Below are 17,807 nucleotides of genomic sequence, written 5' to 3' on the forward strand. Positions count from 1 at the left end.
ACAATGATGCCTGTGACCGTGGAGATCCGTCGGGGAACCGCCCGCTTCGTGACCCGGGTGCCGGGGCGACTGACCCGGCACTCCTTCTCGTTCGGGGAGCACTACGACCCCGAGCGGCTCTCCTTCGGGCCGGTCGTGTGCCACGACGACCACCTGGTCAGCGGCGGCGAGGGCTTCGAGGAGCACGCGCACAGCGACCTGGAGATCGTGACCTGGGTCGTCTCCGGCGCGGTGCGCCACGTCGACGCCGACGGTCGCGAGGAGGTCGTGCCGGCCGGCTCGCTGGCCGTGCTGTCCGCCGGCAGCGGGGTGCGCCACGCCGAGACCGCCGTGCCCGGCGCCGGGCCGACCCGGTTCGTGCAGACCTGGCTGCGCCCCGACGAGACCGGCACCGCGCCGTCGTACGCCGTCGCGCCCGTGGACCCCGCCATGACCGGCCTGCTGCCCGCGCCGCTGGCGGTGGGGGTCGCCGGGGCGACCCTGCAGGTGGCCCAGCTCGAGGCCGGCGACGCGCTGTCCCTGCCGGCCGCCCCCCGGCTGCACGCCTACCTGACCCGGGGCGCGCTGCTGCGCTCCTCGCTCGCCGAGCCGCTCGCGGCCGGTGACGCCTTCTGCTTCACCGACGAGCCGGCCCACCCGGTCGTCGCGGCGGTCGACACCCAGATGCTGGTGTGGACCTTCGCGAGCTGACGCGGGCCGGCCGGCTCGGCGGGTGGGCGGTCAGCGCTTCTTGGGCTTGCCGATCTTGATCACGAAGCGCGTCCGGACGTTCTCGACGCCGTCGCTGACGACCAGGACCACCTTGTACTGGCCACGGAAGTCGTAGCGGTTGATGGCCTTCTTGCCGCGCGCCTTGTTGCCGTCGCCGAAGGTCCACCGGTAGGAGAGCGGGTCGCCGTCGGCGTCGGTGGCCTTGACCCGGAACCGGATGGGCGACTTCGCCCGGGCCTTGCCCTGACCCTCGAGCGGCTTGGCGGCGATCCTGCGGACCTCCGGGGCCCGGTTGCCCGGGGGCGCCGTGACGGTCTGGGTGGCGGTGGCCGTCGCGGTGGTCGTGGCGGTCTCGGTCGGCTCGCTGGTCACCGTGGTCGTCGCGGTTGCGGTGGGCTGGCTCGTGACCGTCGTGGTCGCGGTGGCGGTGGGCTGGCTGGTCACCGTCGTGGTCGCGGTGGCGGTGGGCTGGCTGGTCACGGTCGCGGTGGTCGTCGCCGTCGCCGTGGTCGTGGCGGTGGCCGTCGTGGTCGCGGTCGCGGTGGTTGTCGCCGTGGTCGTCGCCGTCGCCGTGGTCGTGGCCGTCGCGGTCGTCGTCGCGGTGACGGTGGTGGCGGTCTCGGTCGGCTTCACGGCGCCGACCGTGTAGGTGCAGGTGGTCTTCGCCCGGTCAACCTCCTCCTCGATGGGGGCCAGCCCACGAGACGAGATGATCTTGAAGTCGCTCAGCACGGCGCCGGCCTTGAGGTCGGGGGTGGCACCCAGGGAGGGGAAGTCGTTGGCCTTGACGGTGACCGTCACCAGGTCGAAATCCGGGTCGAAGTTGCCAGTCAGGCTTTTTGGCGTCGTGATCCCCTCACCGGTGAGCTCGAACACGCCTGGAGCGCTGAGCGGCGACTGGAGTACCAGGAGGTCTCGTCTTGCCTCAACAACGTATTTCTTGCCAGCGAGCGAAAAGGACCAGTGGAACAAGTCGCTGATGCCACGCAAGCCACCACTGAAGACGGAAAGGTCGGTGACCTTGATATGGAACGTGACGGCGTCGCCCGTCTCATTGGTGGAGAGCCACGCCTCACGCAGGTCGAGTCCATCAGGGTCGAGGGCCGGGTCCACCGGCACCACGACCAGGTCGTTGACGTCGCCCTCGGGGTCGGTGAAGCGGGCGTCGTAGGTGCACTCGTCAGGAGAGGGCGCGGAGGTGGCCGGACCGGTCAGGGCCGAGGTCACGGCCAGGATCGGCAGACCCACGAGTGCCACGCCGGTGGCGGTGACAGTGGCAGCGGACCTTTTCCAGGACCGTTGAGCAGGAGAAGGCGTCATCGGGGGGCTCGCTTCCGTTGGGGAGGACGGCGTCGTACCCATGACCAACGGGACTTCACCCAAGGAGTGACCGTGACGACACCAGTGGTCTAGTCGACCTTCGCCGATCGATGGGACCCGGACGTGCCGCGACCCCGTCGGTCCTCGGTCGACGGGGTCGCAGCGTGTCTGCTCCGGGAAGGTCAGCGGCTACCCCCCGGGGTACGACTGCTCAACGACCCCGCCGACCAGGGGTCACCCGGGGTGCGGCGTGGTCTGGACCACACCGTCCGTCCCGGACGACCCGGCCGTCAGCCGCGCTCGCCGGGACGCCGCTCCTGGCGGAGGTCCTCCTCGCCGAGGCCGCCCAGGTGGGTCGCCAGCGCCACCAGCAGCAGGAAGCCGCCCCAGACCAGCCCGGCCACCAGCACCATGCCGGGGGCCTGGAGGTCGCCGGTCACCCGCACGAGCACCAGCGAGGCGGCCGTCGCGATCGCGATCGTCCAGACCCCGCGACGGGCGAGCCGCGCCGGGCGGGTGCCCGCGCGGGTTCCCGAGCGGTCGGACGGCTGCTCGGTGTCGCTCACGTCCACCACCCTAGTGAGGCGCCGCCCGGCTGGGCGCCGCGCAGGCGGTTGCGGCAGGCTGGGCGCATGGAACCCGACGGCGCCCGCGAGCGGCTCGCGGCCTGGCTCGAGGAGCTCGGCCTGGTCGAGCACCTGGCCGAGGCCGGGCTGCCCACGATGGTGCGCGACGACCAGGGTCGGGCCGTGTGGACCGACCCCGGCACCGGTGCCGAGCTGAGCGACGACCAGGTGGCCGAGCTCGACGCGGTGCTGCACCAGGAGGGCAGCGAACCGGCCCACGCCGTGCCGGTGCCGCTGCTGCAGATCGCCCGCCAGGCGCGGGTGCACGACGAGCTGCTCACCAGTGCGTGGCACAGCTACGAGAGCCTCGCGCGGCTGCGCGGCACCTCGGTGGAGCGCACCCGCTTCGCGGTGCACAAGGCGGCCGGGCAGCACCGGCTGCTCGCGGTGACCGGCCCGGCCGGGCTGATGGTGCCCGACTTCCAGCTCGACGCCACCGGGGAGGTGCGCCCCGAGCTGGTCGACCTCCTCGAGCCGCTGCTCGCCGCCGGCATGGACGGCTGGAAGGCGTGGGCCTGGCTGACCCGCCCGGCCGCCCTGGCCGCCGGGCTGGTGCCCGAGCAGGCCGCCGCGAGCCCCGACCCCGCCGACGTCGACGTCGTACGCCGCGCGGCGCAGCGGCTGGCCCGCACCGTCGCCGGCACCGGCTGACCGTCGGCCGGCCGGGTCAGCCGATGACCCGCAGCGCGCCGGGTCGCACCTCCACGACGGCCGGCTCGGCGGCCAGGCCGGGCAGCACGCCCAGCGGCTCGCCGTCCCCGCCGACGGGCAGCGGCGTGCGGCCGTCGGCGTTGAGCTCGACGCGGGCGCCGCGCAGCACCGTGACCTGGGGCAGGTCGACGTGGGAGCCGTCGTAGATCTTCGGGAACGAGCGCACCAGGGCGGTGCGCGAGGCGGCCTCCACCACGACGACGTCGAGCAGGCCGTCGTCGACCACGGCACCGGGGGCGACCTTCATGCCCTTGCCGTAGTAGGCCGAGCCGGCCACCACGACCAGCGCCGCGGCGTACTCGCCGACCCGGCCGTCGACGGCGACCCGGAAGCGACCGGGCTGGTAGGTGGCGATGGCGCGCACCGCTGCGAGCGGGTACTGCAGCTTCTGCGGCGTCCAGCGCATCCGGTCGACCATCGCTGCGGCCCGGGCGTCGATGCCCGAGTAGACCGACCCCGCCACCAGCCGGCTCGACGCGCCGGGCGGGGTCCAGGCCAGGAGGTCGACCTCCCGCACGGGCGCCCGCAGCAGGTGCTCGGCGATCGCCTCGGGCTCGGAGGGCAGCCCAAGCATCCGCGCGAAGTCGTTGCCGCGGCCCGCGGGGAGCACGCCCAGGGTGCCGCCGCCCCGGGAGACCGCGCCGGCCAGGTGGGAGAGCATCCCGTCGCCGCCGACCGAGACCACGACGTCGCCGCGCTCGACCGCGGCCTGCACCAGGGTGTCGGTGGCGCGCGGCCCGGGCGAGTAGGTGACGTCGACCGACGCCCCGGCCTCGCGCAGCACCCGCGCGACCGGCACCACCGCCTCCGGGGCCGCACCGCCGCCGGAGGCGGGGTTGACCAGGAACGTGAAGGAGCGGACGTCGCTCACGGGACCAGCACCCCCGGGTTGAGGATGCCGGTGGGGTCGAGGTCGGCCTTGACCGCCCGCAGGACCGAGGCGCCCAGGTCGCCGATCTCGGCGCTCAGCCACGGCCGGTGGTCGGTGCCGACGGCGTGGTGGTGGCTGATCGTGGCGCCGTTGGCGGTGATCGCGTCGTTGGCCGCGGCCTTGGCGCGCCCCCAGCGCTCCAGCGGCTGCTCGCCGGCGGCGGTGGCGACGGTGAAGTAGAGCGAGCAGCCGGTCTCGTAGACGTGGGAGAGGTGGCACAGCACGATCGCGGAGCCGCCTTCGGCGCCCAGCTCGCGCTCGAGCGCGGCGCGCACGTCGGCGTACAGCGCGTCGACCTTCGACCAGAAGGTCGCGGTCTCGAGGGTCTCGACGAGCACGCCGACGTCGAGCATCGAGTCGCGCAGGTACGGCGCGTTGAAGCGGCCGTGGGCCCACGAGGCGCCCGGCTCCTCGCCGAGCGGGGTGCCGCCGAGGCCGGCGAGCACCTCGGTGACCGCGGCGCGGCGCGCCTCGACCTGGCCGGGGGTGCCCTCGTGGCCCACGATCATCAGGCAGCCGGTGGCCTGCTCGCCGATCGCGTCGGGGCGGGCCAGGTTGAGCCCGGTCTCGGCCTCGTCGGAGAGCCGCAGCACGGTCGGGAGCAGACCCGACTGCACGAGCGTGCGCATCGCGGTCGCGCCCTCGACGAAGGAGTCCCAGCGCCAGCCCTCGTAGACCTTGACCTCGGGCAGCCGGCGGACCCGGACGGTGACCGCGGTGATGACGCCGAAGGCGCCCTCGGAGCCCAGCACCAGCTGGCGCAGGTCGGGGCCGGCGGCGTTGGCCGGCGACGAGCCGAGGCGCCACTCGCCGCGCGGTGTGGCCACCCGCAGCCCGACGACCATCTGGTCGAAGCGGCCGTAGCCGGCGCTGGACTGGCCCGAGGAGCGGGTGGCGGCGAAGCCGCCGATCGAGGCGTGCTGGAAGGACTGTGGGTAGTGGCCCAGGCACAGGCCGTGCTCGGCCAGCAGCGCCTCGGCCTCGGGCCCGCGCAGGCCGGGCTCGAGGGTGGCGGTCATCGACACCTCGTCGACCTCCAGGAGCGCGTCGAGGCGGACCAGGTCGAGCGAGACCAGCCCGGCGTACCCGTCGCGGCGCGCGGCGAGGCCGCCGGTCACGCAGGTGCCGCCACCGAAGGGCACGACGGCCAGGTGGTGCTCGACGGCCAGGGCCAGGACCGCGGCCACCTCGTCGTGGTCGGCGGGGCGCACCACCACGTCGGGGGCGTCGCCGAGGTCGCCGGCGCGGGCGCGCAGCAGGTCGGGGGTCGACTTGCCGCGGGTGCGCAGCCGGCGGGTCCCGTCGTCGGTGTGCACGTGGTCGGGGCCGGCGATCGCGCGCAGTCCGGCGAGCACCTCGTCGGTGACGCCCACCGGGGCCAGCGCGACGCTCGTGGTCGCGGGGGTGTCGGCCAGGCCGAAGGCGAGCTCGACGAGGCCGCGCGCCGCCTCGGGCAGCGGGGTCGCGGCGGCCGGGTCGCCCCAGCGCTGCGGGTGCATCTCACGGGGGTGCGCGTCGAGGGTCGTGGGAGAGCTGGTGTCGTGGGTCACGTGTTACAGTGTGACACATGACGTCACTGTGTCACAACGATGCGCCGGGAGACCCCCGCGACGCCTACCTCGACGCGGCCCGCGAGTGCATCCTCGACGTCGGCTGGCGGCGTACGACGCTCACCGAGGTCGCGCGCCGAGCGGGGGTGTCGCGGATGACGATCTACCGCTCCTGGGCCGACATGCCGACGCTGCTCGGCGACCTGATGACCCGCGAGTGGTCGGGCCTGGTCGCCTCGACGACCGCGGAGGACACCGGCGACCGCGACCCCGTCGAGCAGATCGTCGACGAGGTGGTGCGCACCATCGGCGCGCTGCGCCGCAACGAGCTGTTCGTGCGCATCGTCGAGCTCGACCCCGAGCTGGTGCTGCCCTACCTGCTGCACCGCCGCGGCCGCTCCCAGGAGCTGATCGTGACCCTGCTCGCCGACGCGGTCGCCCGCGCCCAGGCCGACGGGGTGGTGCGGCCCGGGCCGCCGCTGGCCATCGCCCGCAGCCTGGTGCTGGCCGCCCACGGCTTCGTGCTCTCGGCGCACACGATGGTCGACGACCAGGTCGGCGCCGACGACCTCGACGCCGAGCTGCGCCACCTGCTGACCCGGGCGCTGCGCCCGTGAGCGCGCCCACCGGCACCCCGACGCGCATCCGGGCCGGCCTGTCCGACGCCCCCGAGCAGGTCGACCTCGTCGTGGTCGGGCTCGGCGTCACCGGCGCCGGCGTCGCCCTCGACGCCGTGACCCGCGGCCTGAGCGTGCTCGCCGTCGACGCCCACGACCTCGCCTTCGGCACCTCGCGGTGGAGCTCGAAGATGGTGCACGGCGGCCTGCGCTACCTCGCCCAGGGCCAGGTCGGCGTGGCCCACGAGAGCGCGGTCGAGCGCGGCACCCTGATGAAGACCACCGCACCCCACCTGGTCCGCGCGATGCCGATGCTGATCCCGCTCACCACCAGCACGCCCGCGCTGCAGCGGGTGCTCTCGCGCAGCGGCCTGGCCGCCGGCGACCTGCTGCGCCGCGGGGCCCGCACCAGCGCCGAGACCCTGCCCACCCCGCGACGCCTCAGCCGCACCGAGGCCCTCGCGATGGCGCCCGGCCTGCGCCCCGCCGGCCTGCGCGGCGGGCTGCTGGGCTGGGACGGCCAGCTCGAGGACGACGCCCGCCTGGTCACCACCATCGCGCGCACCGCGGCGGCGTACGGCGCCCACGTGCGCACGCGCGCCAGGGTGCTGCACGCCAGCGGCACGTCGGTGGCGCTGCGCGACGAGCTCACCGGCGCCACCCGCACCGTGCGCGCCCGCTCTGTCGTCAACGCCACGGGCGTGTGGGCCGGCGACCTGGCCGAGGAGGTGACGCTGCGCCCCAGCCGCGGCACCCACCTGGTGCTGCGCGGCGACCGGCTGCCGGGGCTGCGCACCAGCGTCTTCGCGCCCGTGCCGGGCTCGACCAACCGGTTCGTGATGGTGCTCCCCCAGCCCGACGGCACCATCTACGTCGGCCTCACCGACGAGCCGGCCCCCGGCCCCGTGCCCGACGTGCCGCAGCCGACCGAGCCCGAGATCGGCTTCCTGCTCGACGTGGTCGCCGCGACCTTCGCCGAGCCGCTGCACCGCACCGACGTGGTCGGTGCGTACGCCGGGCTGCGGCCGCTGCTCGACGTGGCGGGCCCGGACGCGGCCGGCCAGACCGCCGACCTGTCCCGGCGCCACGCGGTGCTGACCGGGCGCACCGGCATGGTCACCGTCGTCGGCGGCAAGCTCACGACCTACCGCCGGATGGCCCAGGACGCCGTCGACACCGCCGTCGCCGGCGCCGGGCTCGACGCCGGCCCCTGCCGCACGGCCACGCTGCCGCTGCTCGGCGCCGCACCGCGGTCCGTCCTCGACGCGCTCGAGGAGCCCGCGCGGCTGGTGCGCCGCTTCGGCACCGACGCCGCGCTGGTGCTCGGCACGGCCCGCGAGGTCACCGGCCTGGGCGACGACGAGCTGCTGGCCCCGGCGGCGCCGACGGTCCCGGTAACCCTGGCCGAGCTGGTCTTCGCGGTGACCCACGAGGGCGCCCACGACGTCGACGACCTCCTCGAGCGGCGTACCCGGGTGGGGCTGGTGGGCGCCGACCGGGCGCTGGCCGAGCCGGCCGCCGAGCGGGCCCTCGCCCTGGCAGCGATGAGTCCGGGGCGCTAGCCGGGTCGGAGCGGTGACGGCACACTGTGAGGAGCACACCGATGACCGCACCCGCGACGGAGACCCCGCGCATGACCTCGACACCCCGCGTCGGCGCGAGCCCGGCCGAGCTCAGCGACTTCCCCGCCCTCACCGAGCGCTACTCGCGCGAGCTGCTGGCGCACTGCTACCGGATGAGCGGCTCGGTGCACGAGGCCGAGGACCTGGTGCAGGAGACGTTCCTGCGGGCCTGGAAGGCCTCGGCCGGCTTCGAGGGCCGCTCGTCGGTGCGGACCTGGCTCTACCGCATCGCCACCAACGTGTGCCTGACCAACCTGGAGGGCCGGCCCCGGCGACCGCTGCCCACCGGGCTGGGCACCGAGGACCAGCCGGCCGGTGACGCGCTCGAGCAGGACCACGAGGTCGCCTGGCTCGAGCCGGTGCCCGACGCGGCAGTGCTCGTCGAGCAGCGCGACTCCATCCGCCTGGCCTTCGTCGCCGCGCTCCAGCACCTGCCGGCGCGGCAGCGGGCGGTGCTGATCATGCGCGACGTGCTGCGCTGGAGCGCGGCCGAGGTCGCCGAGGCGCTCGAGACCACCCCGGCCGCGGTCAACTCCGCCCTCCAGCGCGCGCACGCGCAGATGAGCGCGCGGGCCCTCACCCAGGACACCGTCGAGCCCGACCTCAGCCCCGCGCAGCAGCACCTCCTCGAGCGGTACGTCGACGCGTTCTGGCGCAAGGACGTCGACCAGATCGTCTCGATGCTCACCGCCGAGGCCGTGTGGGAGATGCCCCCGTTCACCAGCTGGTTCCGCGGGCGCGCCAACATCGCGTGGCTCATCGGCAACGAGTGCCCCGGCGGCAGCCGCGACATGCCGATGATCGAGACGTCGGCCAACGGCCAGCCGGCGTTCGGCCTGTACATGCGCGGGCCCGGCGGCGAGTTCACCCCCTTCCAGCTGCAGGTGCTGGAGATGACCGGCCCGCCGGAGGCCCCCGAGATCCGGCAGGTCGCCGCGTTCTTCGACCCCCGCCTCTTCGAGGTCTTCGGCCTGCCCGCGAGCCTGCCCGCCGACCACGTGCCCACGGGTACGACGCCGTGAGCGCGCAGCTCGACCGGGCGGTCGGGCTGCTGGAGGCGTCGCTGACGGGCACCCGCGAGGTGCTCGGTCGGGTCGGTGCGCGCGACCTGCGCCGGGCCACCCCCTGCGCGGGCTGGGACCTCGCCGCGCTGGTGCGGCACATGGACGAGTCCCTGGCGGCCTACCTCGAGGCCAGCCACGGCCACCTCCGGCTGGCACCGCTCCCCACGCCCGCCGCGGCGCCCGGCGGTGCGCCCGTCGCGTCGGTGCGGGCCCGGGCCTGCGCCCTGCTCGGTGCGTGGTCCCTGGCCGCCGAGCAGGACCTCGACGGGGTCGCCCTCGACGGGGCCAATCTCGAGGGGGCCGGCCTGCCGGCCGACCTGCTCGTCTGCACCGCGGCCCTGGAGGTCGCGGTGCACGGCTGGGACGTCGCCCGCAGCCTCGACGACCCCGGGTGCCCGACGGTGCTGACCGAGGCCCTCGCGGCCGCGCTGCTGCCGGTGGCCAGGTGCACGGTCGCCGCCGGTCGCGGCAGCGGCCACTTCGCACCGGCCGTCGCGACCCCGCCGCGCGCCGGCGCCCCGGCGGTCCTGCTGGGGCTGCTGGGTCGTACGCCGGCCCCGCCGGCCCCATCGCCCCGGTCGGCCTGACTGGACCGGCCGGCGACGATCGGGCGAAACACCGCGGGCAAAACTTTACCTTCCTACGCTGCTGCCATGGCCCTGGCCCCGACGCCCCCGACCGCTGCCGGCGGCGCCCTCACGACCGCGGGCCGGCTCCAGCAGGTCGGGGTGCTGCTGCGGACCGGCCGGGTCCGCGACGCGGCGGGCGTGCTGGCGGTACTGGCCGCGGCGCCGCCCACCGCCACCGGCGAGCGCGCCACGCTGCTCGCCGCCCGGGTCGAGGTGCTGCTGGGCCGCGGCGACCTGACCACCGCCGCCACGCTCGTGGGCCCGCTGCTCGACCTGGTCACGGTGCCCGGGCCCAGTGGCCAGGCGGCCGCGGCGGTGGCGCACCACGCCCTCGGCGACCTCGCGGCCGCCGCCGGCGACCTCGACTCCTCGGTCGAGCACCTCACCCGGGCCGGCGCCCTGGCCCCTGACGCCGACCCCGAGCAGCTGCCCTGGCGCGCCAGCCAGGCCCTCGCCCTGGCCCGGGCCCGCCGGCCCCAGGAGGCCGCCCGCCAGGCCCGCGCCCACCTGCGGGTCGGGCGGGCCGCCGGGTCGGCGTACGCCGTCGCGCAGGGACTGCGCGCGCTGGCCACCGTCAGCACCACCGGCGAGGGCCGCCTGCTGCTCGAGGAGGCGCGCGAGACGCTCGCCGGCGGCCCGGCGGCCCGGCTCTCCGCGCAGGTCGACACCGACCTGGCCGGGCTGCTGGTGCTCTCCGGCGAGGGCTCCTCGCCCCGGGTGGTGCGGCTGCTGCGCGCCGCCGAGACGTACGCGGCCGACCAGGGGCTGTGGCCGTTGCGCCAGCGCGCCCGGCGGCTGCTCGACCTCGTGGGCGCGAGCGCGGAAGGGCGCAGCGAGGCGCTGGCCGCCCTCACCCTGGCCGAGCGTCGGGTCGCCGAGCTGGCGGTGCAGGGCCTGAGCAACCGCGAGATCGCCACCGCGCTGGTGGTGACGGTCAAGGCCGTCGAGTGGCACCTGTCGCGGGTCTACCGCAAGGTGCAGATCACCTCGCGGCGCGAGCTCGCCGGCGCACTGATGGGCTGAGTCGCCCAGGAGCGCTCAGGGCAGGTCCGGGTCCGGTGCGGTCCAGGTCAGGGTGCGGCCGTGGGCGTGCGTCCAGGCCACCGCCCGGCCGTCGAGGCCCAGCACGAACAGGCCCGGCGGCGGGGCGGGGCCGGTGGCGGTGACGCCGGGCAGCACGTCGGGGCCCTCGTTGCTGAGCCAGTGGCAGGCCCCCTCGGCGACCAGCCCCCGCAGCAGCTCCTCGGCCCGGCGCCGGGCCGGTTCGGGCAGGTAGCTGAGCACGGCGCTGTGCTGCACCACGACCCGGCCGTGGGCCGCGGCCCGCTCGACCAGGGCCGGCAGCTCCTCGACCAGGTCGCCCGCGACGAGGTGCGGCGGGTCCTGCCGAGCCACCTCGACCGCGGCAGCCAGCACCCGGCGACGGTCCTCGTGCTCGGGCCAGACCAGCGTCTCGAGCCAGTCGGTGGCGTCGTGGTCGGTGACGTCGAGGGGGTGCAGGTCGACGCCACCGCGCCAGGCGACCCGGGGCAGCCGGCCGGGCAGCGGGGCGCACGCCGCGCCGGCCCCGTCGACCCGGCACTCCAGCACCGGCCGGCCCTCGCCGACCCCCACCTCGTGCACGACCTCACCGTCGGGAGCGCGGTAGCGGTGGCCCCACCGGTCGGGGTAGAGGCACAGCCCGGCGCTCGCGCCGACCTCGACCAGCGCCAGCGGCTCGTCACCGAGCGCGGCCACCGCGGCCAGCGCCGGCAGCAGGGTCGCCATCCGCCCGGCCTCGTTGGTCTGCGTGGCGCGGGAGAGGATCGTGGCCCGCACCGACCCGTCGTCGCCGAGCAGCGCCGCCCGCAGCGCGTCGTACGGCGCCGGGGCCGCCACGCCGTGCCATCGCGCCGCGGCGAAGACCAGGTTCGGCTGGCGCTTCGGCGCCGGCAGCGTCTCGAGCCAGGCCCGCACCTCGGCGTCGCCGACCACGCCCAGCGCCCACTCGGTGAAGCACGGTGAGTCGTCGGCGGCCCCGGCGTACGCCGCGAAGTCCTCGTAGACCGCCACCACGTCACCCTCGACCAGCACGCCCCCCACTATCGCCGACCCGGCCCATATCTCGCGCTGACCCGGCGCACATCTCGCCTCGAGCCGGCCCGAACCGACGCCGGGTAAAGGCCGGTGCTGCACGACTCGGCCGGTTGAGGGAGGGTGGGCCCGTGACGACGTACCTCCTCATCGCCGGGCTGGGCCTCGTGCTGCTGCTGGTCTCGCTGGTCCTCGGCGACCTGCTCGACGGCGCGCTCGACGCGCTGGCCGGCGACGCCTTCTCCAGCGCGGTGATCGGGGCGTTCGTCTCGGCGCTCGGCTTCGGCGGTGCGCTGGCCCAGGGCCTCGGTGCGCCAGTGGCGGTCTCGCTGCCGGCCGGCGTCGTGGCCGGCGTCGGCTTCGGCTGGTTCGCCGCCTGGTTGACCCGGCTGCTGCGCACCGACACCTCCGGCGCCTCGCCGCGCACCGACGACACCGTGGGCCGCGAGGCCGTGGTCGTCACCGCGATCCCGGCCGACGGCTACGGCACGGTCAAGGTGCTCATCGGCGGGCACGAGATGCGCCTCAACGCGCGGCTCGACACCGACCACCCGATCCCCGTCGAGCCCGGCACCCGGGTCCACGTCACCGGCTCCGTCTCCCCCACGGCCGTCACGGTCGCGCCCACCTGGCGCGAGCTCGGCTGATCCCCTGCGCCCCACTACCCGGCACCACCCCGTCCCGCTCCCAAGGAGTCTCGTGTGAACCCGTCCGTGCTGATCCCCGTCGCGGGGTTCGTCGTCCTCTTCGTCCTGCTGGTGCTGCTGGTCACCAGCCGCTACAAGGTCGCCGGGCCCAACGAGGCGTTCATCGTCACCGGCCGCAAGGGCAAGGCGGTGGTGAACCCCGAGACCGGTGAGCTGACCACCGACCTGTCCGGGCAGAAGGTCATCCTCGGCGGCGGCACCTTCGTGATCCCGTTCGTGCAGAAGCTCGGCACCCTCGACCTCTCCTCACGCCGGATCTCGGTGCAGATCCGCGGCGCCGTCTCGGGCCAGGGCATCAAGCTCAACGTCGAGGGCGTCGCGATCGTCAAGGTCGGCGGCAACGCCGACCAGATCCGGCTGGCGGCCCAGCGCTTCCTCTCGCAGCAGGCCGACGTGGAGTCCTACACCCAGGAGGTCCTCGCCGGTGCGCTGCGCTCGATCGTGGGCGGACTGACCGTCGAGCAGATCATCCGCGACCGGGCCGCCTTCGCCCAGCGCGTCGCCGACGAGTCCGAGAACTCGCTGACCGGCCAGGGCCTGATCCTCGACACCTTCCAGATCCAGGACGTCACCGACGACGGCACCTACCTCGCCGACCTCGGTCGGCCCGAGGCAGCCCGCGTGGCCCAGGAGGCCCGCATCGCCGAGGCGAACGCCCGCCAGGCCGCCGAGCAGGCCCAGATCGCCGCCGAGCAGGAGATCGCGATCTCGCAGCGGGTGCTGGCGCTGAAGCAGTCGGAGATCAAGGCCGAGACCGACGCCGCCTCCGCGCAGGCCGCGGCGGCCGGGCCGCTGGCCCAGGCCGACCGCGACCAGTCGATCCTCACCGAGCAGGAGAAGGTCGCCGTACGCCAGGCGGCCCTGACCGAGCGCCAGCTCGAGACCGAGGTCCGCAAGCCCGCCGACGCCGAGCGCTACCGCGTCGAGCAGGAGGCCGAGGCCCGCCGCAGCGCCGAGATCGCGGCGGCCGAGGCCCGCAAGGCCTCGACCATCGCCGCCGCCGAGGCCAAGGCCCAGGAGGCCCGCCTCTCCGGTGAGGCCGAGAAGGCCCGCCGCGCCGCGCTCGCCGAGGCCGAGGCGATCGAGGGTGAGCGTCGCGGTGCGGCCGAGCGCGCCCGGCGTACGGCCGAGGCCGACGCGACCCGCGCCGAGGGTGAGGCACAGGCCGCAGCGACCCTCGCGGTCGGCCAGGCCGAGGCCGAGGCGATGGACAAGCGGGCCGAGGCGTTCGCGCACTACAACGACGCCGCGGTGCTGCAGATGCTCATCGAGGTGCTGCCCAAGGTCGCCAAGAAGGTCGCAGCACCCATCAGCGCCATCGACCAGCTGACCGTCATCTCCACCGACGGCGCCGGCGCGATGCCCAAGCAGGTCACCGACAACGTCACCCAGACGATGAGCATGCTCAAGGCCACCACCGGCCTCGACCTCGAGGCGCTCATCAAGAACTCCGTCGGCAAGGCGGCCCAGGCCACCGGGCTCGAGGGCTCCTCGACCGACTGAGCGCGAGCCGGCCCGGAGCTCCTGGAGGGAGATCCGGGCCGGGGTCGGCGCGAGATCTGCGCCGGGTCGGCGCGAGATATGCGCCGGGTCGGCGCGAGATATGCGCCGGGTCAGGTGGCGGGGAGGGCGACGTACGTCGTCTCCAGGTACTCCTCGATGCCCTCGAAGCCGCCCTCGCGGCCGAAGCCGGAGGCCTTGACGCCGCCGAAGGGGGCCGCGGGGTTGGAGATCAGGCCGGTGTTGACCCCGACCATGCCGAACTCCAGCGCCTCGGCCATCCGGATCGTGCGGGACAGGTCGCGGGTGTAGACGTAGGAGGCCAGGCCGTACTCGGTGGCGTTGGCGCGGGCCACCGCCTCCTCCTCGGTGGCGAAGGTCGTGATCGGGGCGACCGGGCCGAAGATCTCCTCGCTGTTGATCGCGGACCCGGCGGGGACGTCGAGCAGCACGGTCGGCCGGTAGAACCACCCGGCGCCCTCGGGGCGCTCGCCGCCGGTGACGACCCGGGCCCCGTCGTGCACGGCGTCGGTGACCAGCTGCGAGACGGAGTCGACGGCGGCCTCGTCGATGAGGGGCCCCACGTCGACCCCGTCGTCCTGGCCCCGGCCCAGCGACAGCGCCCCCATCCGCTCGGCCAGCTTCTCGCCGAACTCGGTCGCGACGTCCTCGTGCACCAGGAACCGGTTGGCAGCGGTGCAGGCCTCGCCCATGTTGCGCATCTTGGCCACCATGGCGCCCTCGACGGCGGCGTCGAGGTCGGCGTCGGCGAAGACCAGGAACGGCGCGTTGCCGCCGAGCTCCATGCTGACGCGCTGGAGCTGGTCGGCCGACTGGCGCACCAGGGTGCGGCCCACGCCGGTGGAGCCGGTGAAGGAGACCTTGCGCAGCCGGTCGTCGCCCTGCAGCGCCTGGCTCATCTCCTTGGCGTGGGTCGAGGGCAGCACGTTGAGCACCCCGTCGGGCAGCCCGGCCTCACCGAGGATCGCGGCCAGCGCCAGCATCGTCAGCGGCGTCTGGGCGGCCGGCTTGATGACCATCGTGCAGCCCGCGGCGACCGCCGGGCCGATCTTGCGGGTGCCCATCGCGAGCGGGAAGTTCCAGGGCGTGACGAAGAAGCAGGGACCGACCGGCTTCTTGATCGTCAGCAGGCGGCTGCCGCCGGCCGGCGCCTGCATCCAGCGGCCGTGGATGCGCACGGCCTCCTCGGCGTACCAGCGGAAGAACTCGTTGCCGTAGGCGACCTCGCCCTTGGCCTCCTTGATGGTCTTGCCCATCTCCAGGCTCATCAGCCGGGCCAGGTCGTCGGCGCGCTCACCGATCATCTCGAAGGCGCGGCGCAGGATCTCGCCACGCTCCCGGGGCGGGGTGGCCGCCCACCCGGCCTGGGCGGCCACGGCGGCGTCGAGCGCCTCGACCGCGTCGCCCACCGACGCGTCGGCGACCCGGGTCAGCTCCGAGCCGTCGGCCGGGTCGTGCACGGCGAAGGTGGCGCCGTCCTCGGCGTCGCGCCACCGGCCCCCCACGAGGAGCCGACGGTGCTCGTCGGGCAGCAGGGCGGCGAGGTCGGGAGTCTGGTCAGCACCGTTCATGGCGCGATCCTCGCACCACGATCTCCTTCTCCCAACGCTTCACCCGGCCGGGCGCGTCGTGGCATACTCGAGATGTCGACTTCGGAGGGAGCACTCAGAAGACGGCTGTGGACCCCTCGCCGACCCCATGCGGCGGGGGGTTCATCTGTTCGGTGCCAGCCCGGTGCCAGCCCGCACCAGCCCGGGGGGGGGGCTCAGCCGGCCGCGCGCAGCAGCGCCTCGACGAGCGGACCGGCCGTGCCGGAGCCGGAGTCGCCCACCTCGACGTACGCCGCGACCGCCAGGTCGCCCTGGGCCGCGACCATCCAGGCGTGGGTGAGCACCTTGCCGTCCCGCTCGAACTCGGCGGTGCCGGTCTTGGCCAGCACGGCGGGGCCGGGCACGTCGGCGAGGCCTCGCCCGCTGCCGGAGACGACCACCTCGCGCAGCATCGAGCGCAGCGCCTCGGCCTCGCCCTGCGTCAGCGGCGCGGCCCCCTCGGGCGGGTCGTCGGTGTAGCCCTCGACCAGGGTCGGGACGACGGTCGCTCCCTCCTGGACGCTGGCGATGACCGCGGCCATCACCATCGGCGAGGCCAGCACCCGGCCCTGCCCGATGAGCGAGGCGGCCGCCTCGGTCTCGCTCTCGGGCTGCGGCACGCTGCCGAAGTACGCCGGGAAGCCCAGGTCGTGGTCGATGCCCATGCCCAGCGTGGCCGCGGCGTCGTAGAGGTCGGTGCCGTCGAGGCGACCGGACTCGGCGATCAGCGCGGTGTTGCACGAGCTGGCGATCGCGCGGCGCAGCGGGATCCGGCCGAGGTCGGCCGAGGGGTAGTCGGAGTAGTTGGTGAACGCCTTGCCGTCGACGACGACCCGCGGGCTGCAGGTCACCGTGGTCGAGGGGCTCATCCCGGCGCGGAGCAGGGCCAGGCTGGTGACGATCTTGAAGGTGCTGCCGGGCGCGGCCTGGCCGAAGGTCGCGACGTTCGTGGCCCCGACCCCGGGGCCGTTGGCCGCGGCGAGCACCTCGCCGTCGCTGGGGCGCAGCGCGACCAGCGCGCTGGCCGGGCCGACGTCGGCCAGCAGCGACTCGGCGGTGCGCTGCAGGCCGACGTCGAGGCTCAGGCGCAGGTCCTCGCCGTCGGTGGCCGGCAGTGCGACCAGCTCGCGCTCGCCGCCCCCGGCCCCCGGGTCCTCGTCGACGGCGCGCACGAGCATGCCCGGGCTGCCCCGCAGCTCCTCGTCGTAGCGCGCCTGCAGCCCCGAGAGCCCGGCGCGGTCCCCGACGCGGTAGACGCCGGGCCGGGCCTCCATCATCTCGGCAGTCACCTCGCCGACGCTGCCGAGCAGCTCGGCGGCGAAGTCGCGGGTGGGCGCGAGCGCCTGCTCCGAGGAGATCGCCTTGATGCCGGCGAACGTGTCGGAGCCCTGCGACAGCGACGCCGGCACGTCGCCGACGCGGTAGACGATCCCCTCGACGAAGGCCTCGGGCCCGGCCCCCGCGACCCGGGCGCGGTAGGTCTTCTTGTCGAGGTCCGCGAGCTCGGCGAGCCGCTCGGCGGCCCGCAGCGCCTGCTGCTTCGACACCGCCGACCGGTCGACCCCGAAGCGCACGACCGCCCGGGGGGTGACGATGCGCTTGCCGCCGGCACCGAGCACGTCGCCGCGCGAGGCCCCCAGGGTGGAGGCGTCGAGCACCTCGCCGTCGTCGAGGCTGGGCTCGACCACGGACGGCTGCCACACCGCGCGCCACTCGTCGTCGACCAGGCGCAGGCTGGTGGTGGTCTCGTAGGACCAGTCCCCGGCGGGCAGCCGCCAGGTCCAGCCCAGGTCGACCTCGGCCACGTCGCGGCTGTCGCTGACCGTGAGCACCTCGACCTGCGGCTCGAGGCTCGCGAAGGCCGGCTCGAGCCCCGCGACCACGGCCGCGTGCGCCTCGTCGGCCTCGGTGGCGGCCGGCTCGGCCAGCGGGACCGAGCCGGGCTCGCCGGCCGCGAGGGCGGCGGCGTACGCCTCGGCGGCGGGGCGCGCGTCGGGCCCGCCCACCGTGTCGGCGACCTGGTCGCAGCCGGTCAGGCCGGCCGCGACCAGCGCGGCGGCGCCCAGCAGGGCAGGGGTCCCGAGACGTCGCATGCGACGTTCCTACCAGCCCCCGCCCCCAGGGCCCGGGAGCCCC

At 75.3% G+C, this 17,807-nt stretch carries 16 protein-coding genes; 9 read left to right on the forward strand and 7 right to left on the reverse strand.

What is annotated here, in order from left to right; genetic code table 11:
- The first annotated feature begins 12 nt into the window (after nt 1-12).
- Nucleotides 13-690, forward strand: a complete 678-nt coding sequence (locus OCU29_RS15820; protein ID WP_261820670.1) for a pirin family protein — start codon at nt 13-15, stop codon at nt 688-690.
- A gap of 30 nt (nt 691-720) precedes the next feature.
- Here OCU29_RS15820 and OCU29_RS15825 read toward each other — a convergent pair whose 3' ends face one another.
- The gene (locus tag OCU29_RS15825) at nt 721-2,094 is read right to left on the reverse strand and encodes a PKD domain-containing protein (RefSeq protein WP_261820671.1); all 1,374 of its coding nucleotides are present in this window, start codon (nt 2,092-2,094) and stop codon (nt 721-723) included.
- 227 nt (nt 2,095-2,321) lie between these two features.
- Nucleotides 2,322-2,597, reverse strand: coding sequence for a hypothetical protein (locus OCU29_RS15830; protein ID WP_261820672.1), 276 nt, complete (start codon nt 2,595-2,597; stop codon nt 2,322-2,324).
- 66 nt (nt 2,598-2,663) lie between these two features.
- Between OCU29_RS15830 and OCU29_RS15835 the strand changes: the two genes are divergently transcribed.
- Nucleotides 2,664-3,308, forward strand: a complete 645-nt coding sequence (locus OCU29_RS15835; RefSeq protein WP_261820673.1) for a hypothetical protein — start codon at nt 2,664-2,666, stop codon at nt 3,306-3,308.
- A gap of 16 nt (nt 3,309-3,324) precedes the next feature.
- Here the strand turns inward: OCU29_RS15835 and OCU29_RS15840 are convergent, their stop codons facing one another.
- Nucleotides 3,325-4,239: a diacylglycerol kinase family protein gene (locus OCU29_RS15840; protein ID WP_179614759.1), complete on the reverse strand. Its 915-nt coding sequence runs from the start codon at nt 4,237-4,239 to the stop codon at nt 3,325-3,327.
- A complete protein-coding gene (locus OCU29_RS15845) occupies nt 4,236-5,849 on the reverse strand; it encodes an FAD-binding oxidoreductase (RefSeq protein ID WP_261820674.1) in 1,614 nt (537 codons plus the stop codon). The genes OCU29_RS15840 and OCU29_RS15845 overlap by 4 nt, the downstream gene beginning before the upstream one ends.
- Nucleotides 5,850-5,866: 17 nt before the next feature.
- Between OCU29_RS15845 and OCU29_RS15850 the strand changes: the two genes are divergently transcribed.
- The 5 genes from OCU29_RS15850 to OCU29_RS15870 all read left to right on the forward strand — a co-directional run bounded on the left by OCU29_RS15850 (nt 5,867) and on the right by OCU29_RS15870 (nt 10,804).
- Nucleotides 5,867-6,466, forward strand: coding sequence for a TetR/AcrR family transcriptional regulator (locus tag OCU29_RS15850; protein ID WP_261820675.1), 600 nt, complete (start codon nt 5,867-5,869; stop codon nt 6,464-6,466).
- Entirely contained in the window at nt 6,463-8,028 is a 1,566-nt protein-coding gene (locus OCU29_RS15855; RefSeq protein WP_261820676.1) for a glycerol-3-phosphate dehydrogenase/oxidase, read from the forward strand. The genes OCU29_RS15850 and OCU29_RS15855 overlap by 4 nt, the downstream gene beginning before the upstream one ends.
- Before the next feature lie 71 nt (nt 8,029-8,099).
- Entirely contained in the window at nt 8,100-9,110 is a 1,011-nt protein-coding gene (locus OCU29_RS15860) for a sigma-70 family RNA polymerase sigma factor (protein WP_261820677.1), read from the forward strand.
- The gene (locus OCU29_RS15865; RefSeq protein WP_261820678.1) at nt 9,107-9,739 is read left to right on the forward strand and encodes a maleylpyruvate isomerase N-terminal domain-containing protein; all 633 of its coding nucleotides are present in this window, start codon (nt 9,107-9,109) and stop codon (nt 9,737-9,739) included. Before OCU29_RS15860 ends, OCU29_RS15865 begins: the two co-directional genes overlap by 4 nt.
- A gap of 66 nt (nt 9,740-9,805) precedes the next feature.
- The gene (locus tag OCU29_RS15870) at nt 9,806-10,804 is read left to right on the forward strand and encodes a helix-turn-helix transcriptional regulator (protein ID WP_179614764.1); all 999 of its coding nucleotides are present in this window, start codon (nt 9,806-9,808) and stop codon (nt 10,802-10,804) included.
- Between the two features lie 15 nt (nt 10,805-10,819).
- On the opposite strand, the gene OCU29_RS15875 is transcribed toward OCU29_RS15870, so the two are convergent.
- On the reverse strand, nt 10,820-11,854 hold the full coding sequence (locus OCU29_RS15875) for a DUF2332 domain-containing protein (RefSeq protein ID WP_261820679.1): 1,035 nt from the start codon (nt 11,852-11,854) through the stop codon (nt 10,820-10,822).
- Between the two features lie 131 nt (nt 11,855-11,985).
- On the opposite strand from OCU29_RS15875, the gene OCU29_RS15880 reads away from it, so the two are divergent.
- The gene (locus OCU29_RS15880) at nt 11,986-12,501 is read left to right on the forward strand and encodes an NfeD family protein (protein WP_261820680.1); all 516 of its coding nucleotides are present in this window, start codon (nt 11,986-11,988) and stop codon (nt 12,499-12,501) included.
- A gap of 54 nt (nt 12,502-12,555) precedes the next feature.
- Nucleotides 12,556-14,064: a flotillin family protein gene (locus OCU29_RS15885; protein ID WP_261820681.1), complete on the forward strand. Its 1,509-nt coding sequence runs from the start codon at nt 12,556-12,558 to the stop codon at nt 14,062-14,064.
- A gap of 110 nt (nt 14,065-14,174) precedes the next feature.
- Here the strand turns inward: OCU29_RS15885 and OCU29_RS15890 are convergent, their stop codons facing one another.
- Nucleotides 14,175-15,653 carry an NAD-dependent succinate-semialdehyde dehydrogenase gene (locus OCU29_RS15890; RefSeq protein WP_179614768.1) on the reverse strand — a complete coding sequence of 493 codons (1,479 nt, stop codon included), beginning with the start codon at nt 15,651-15,653 and terminating at the stop codon, nt 14,175-14,177.
- A 194-nt stretch (nt 15,654-15,847) separates the two neighbouring features.
- On the reverse strand, nt 15,848-17,764 hold the full coding sequence (locus tag OCU29_RS15895; protein WP_261820682.1) for a penicillin-binding transpeptidase domain-containing protein: 1,917 nt from the start codon (nt 17,762-17,764) through the stop codon (nt 15,848-15,850).
- Between the last annotated feature and the right edge of the window lie 43 nt (nt 17,765-17,807).

The sequence above is a fragment of the Nocardioides sp. OK12 genome (genome assembly GCF_024341885.1).
GTDB classification, from domain to species: domain Bacteria; phylum Actinomycetota; class Actinomycetes; order Propionibacteriales; family Nocardioidaceae; genus Nocardioides; species Nocardioides marinisabuli.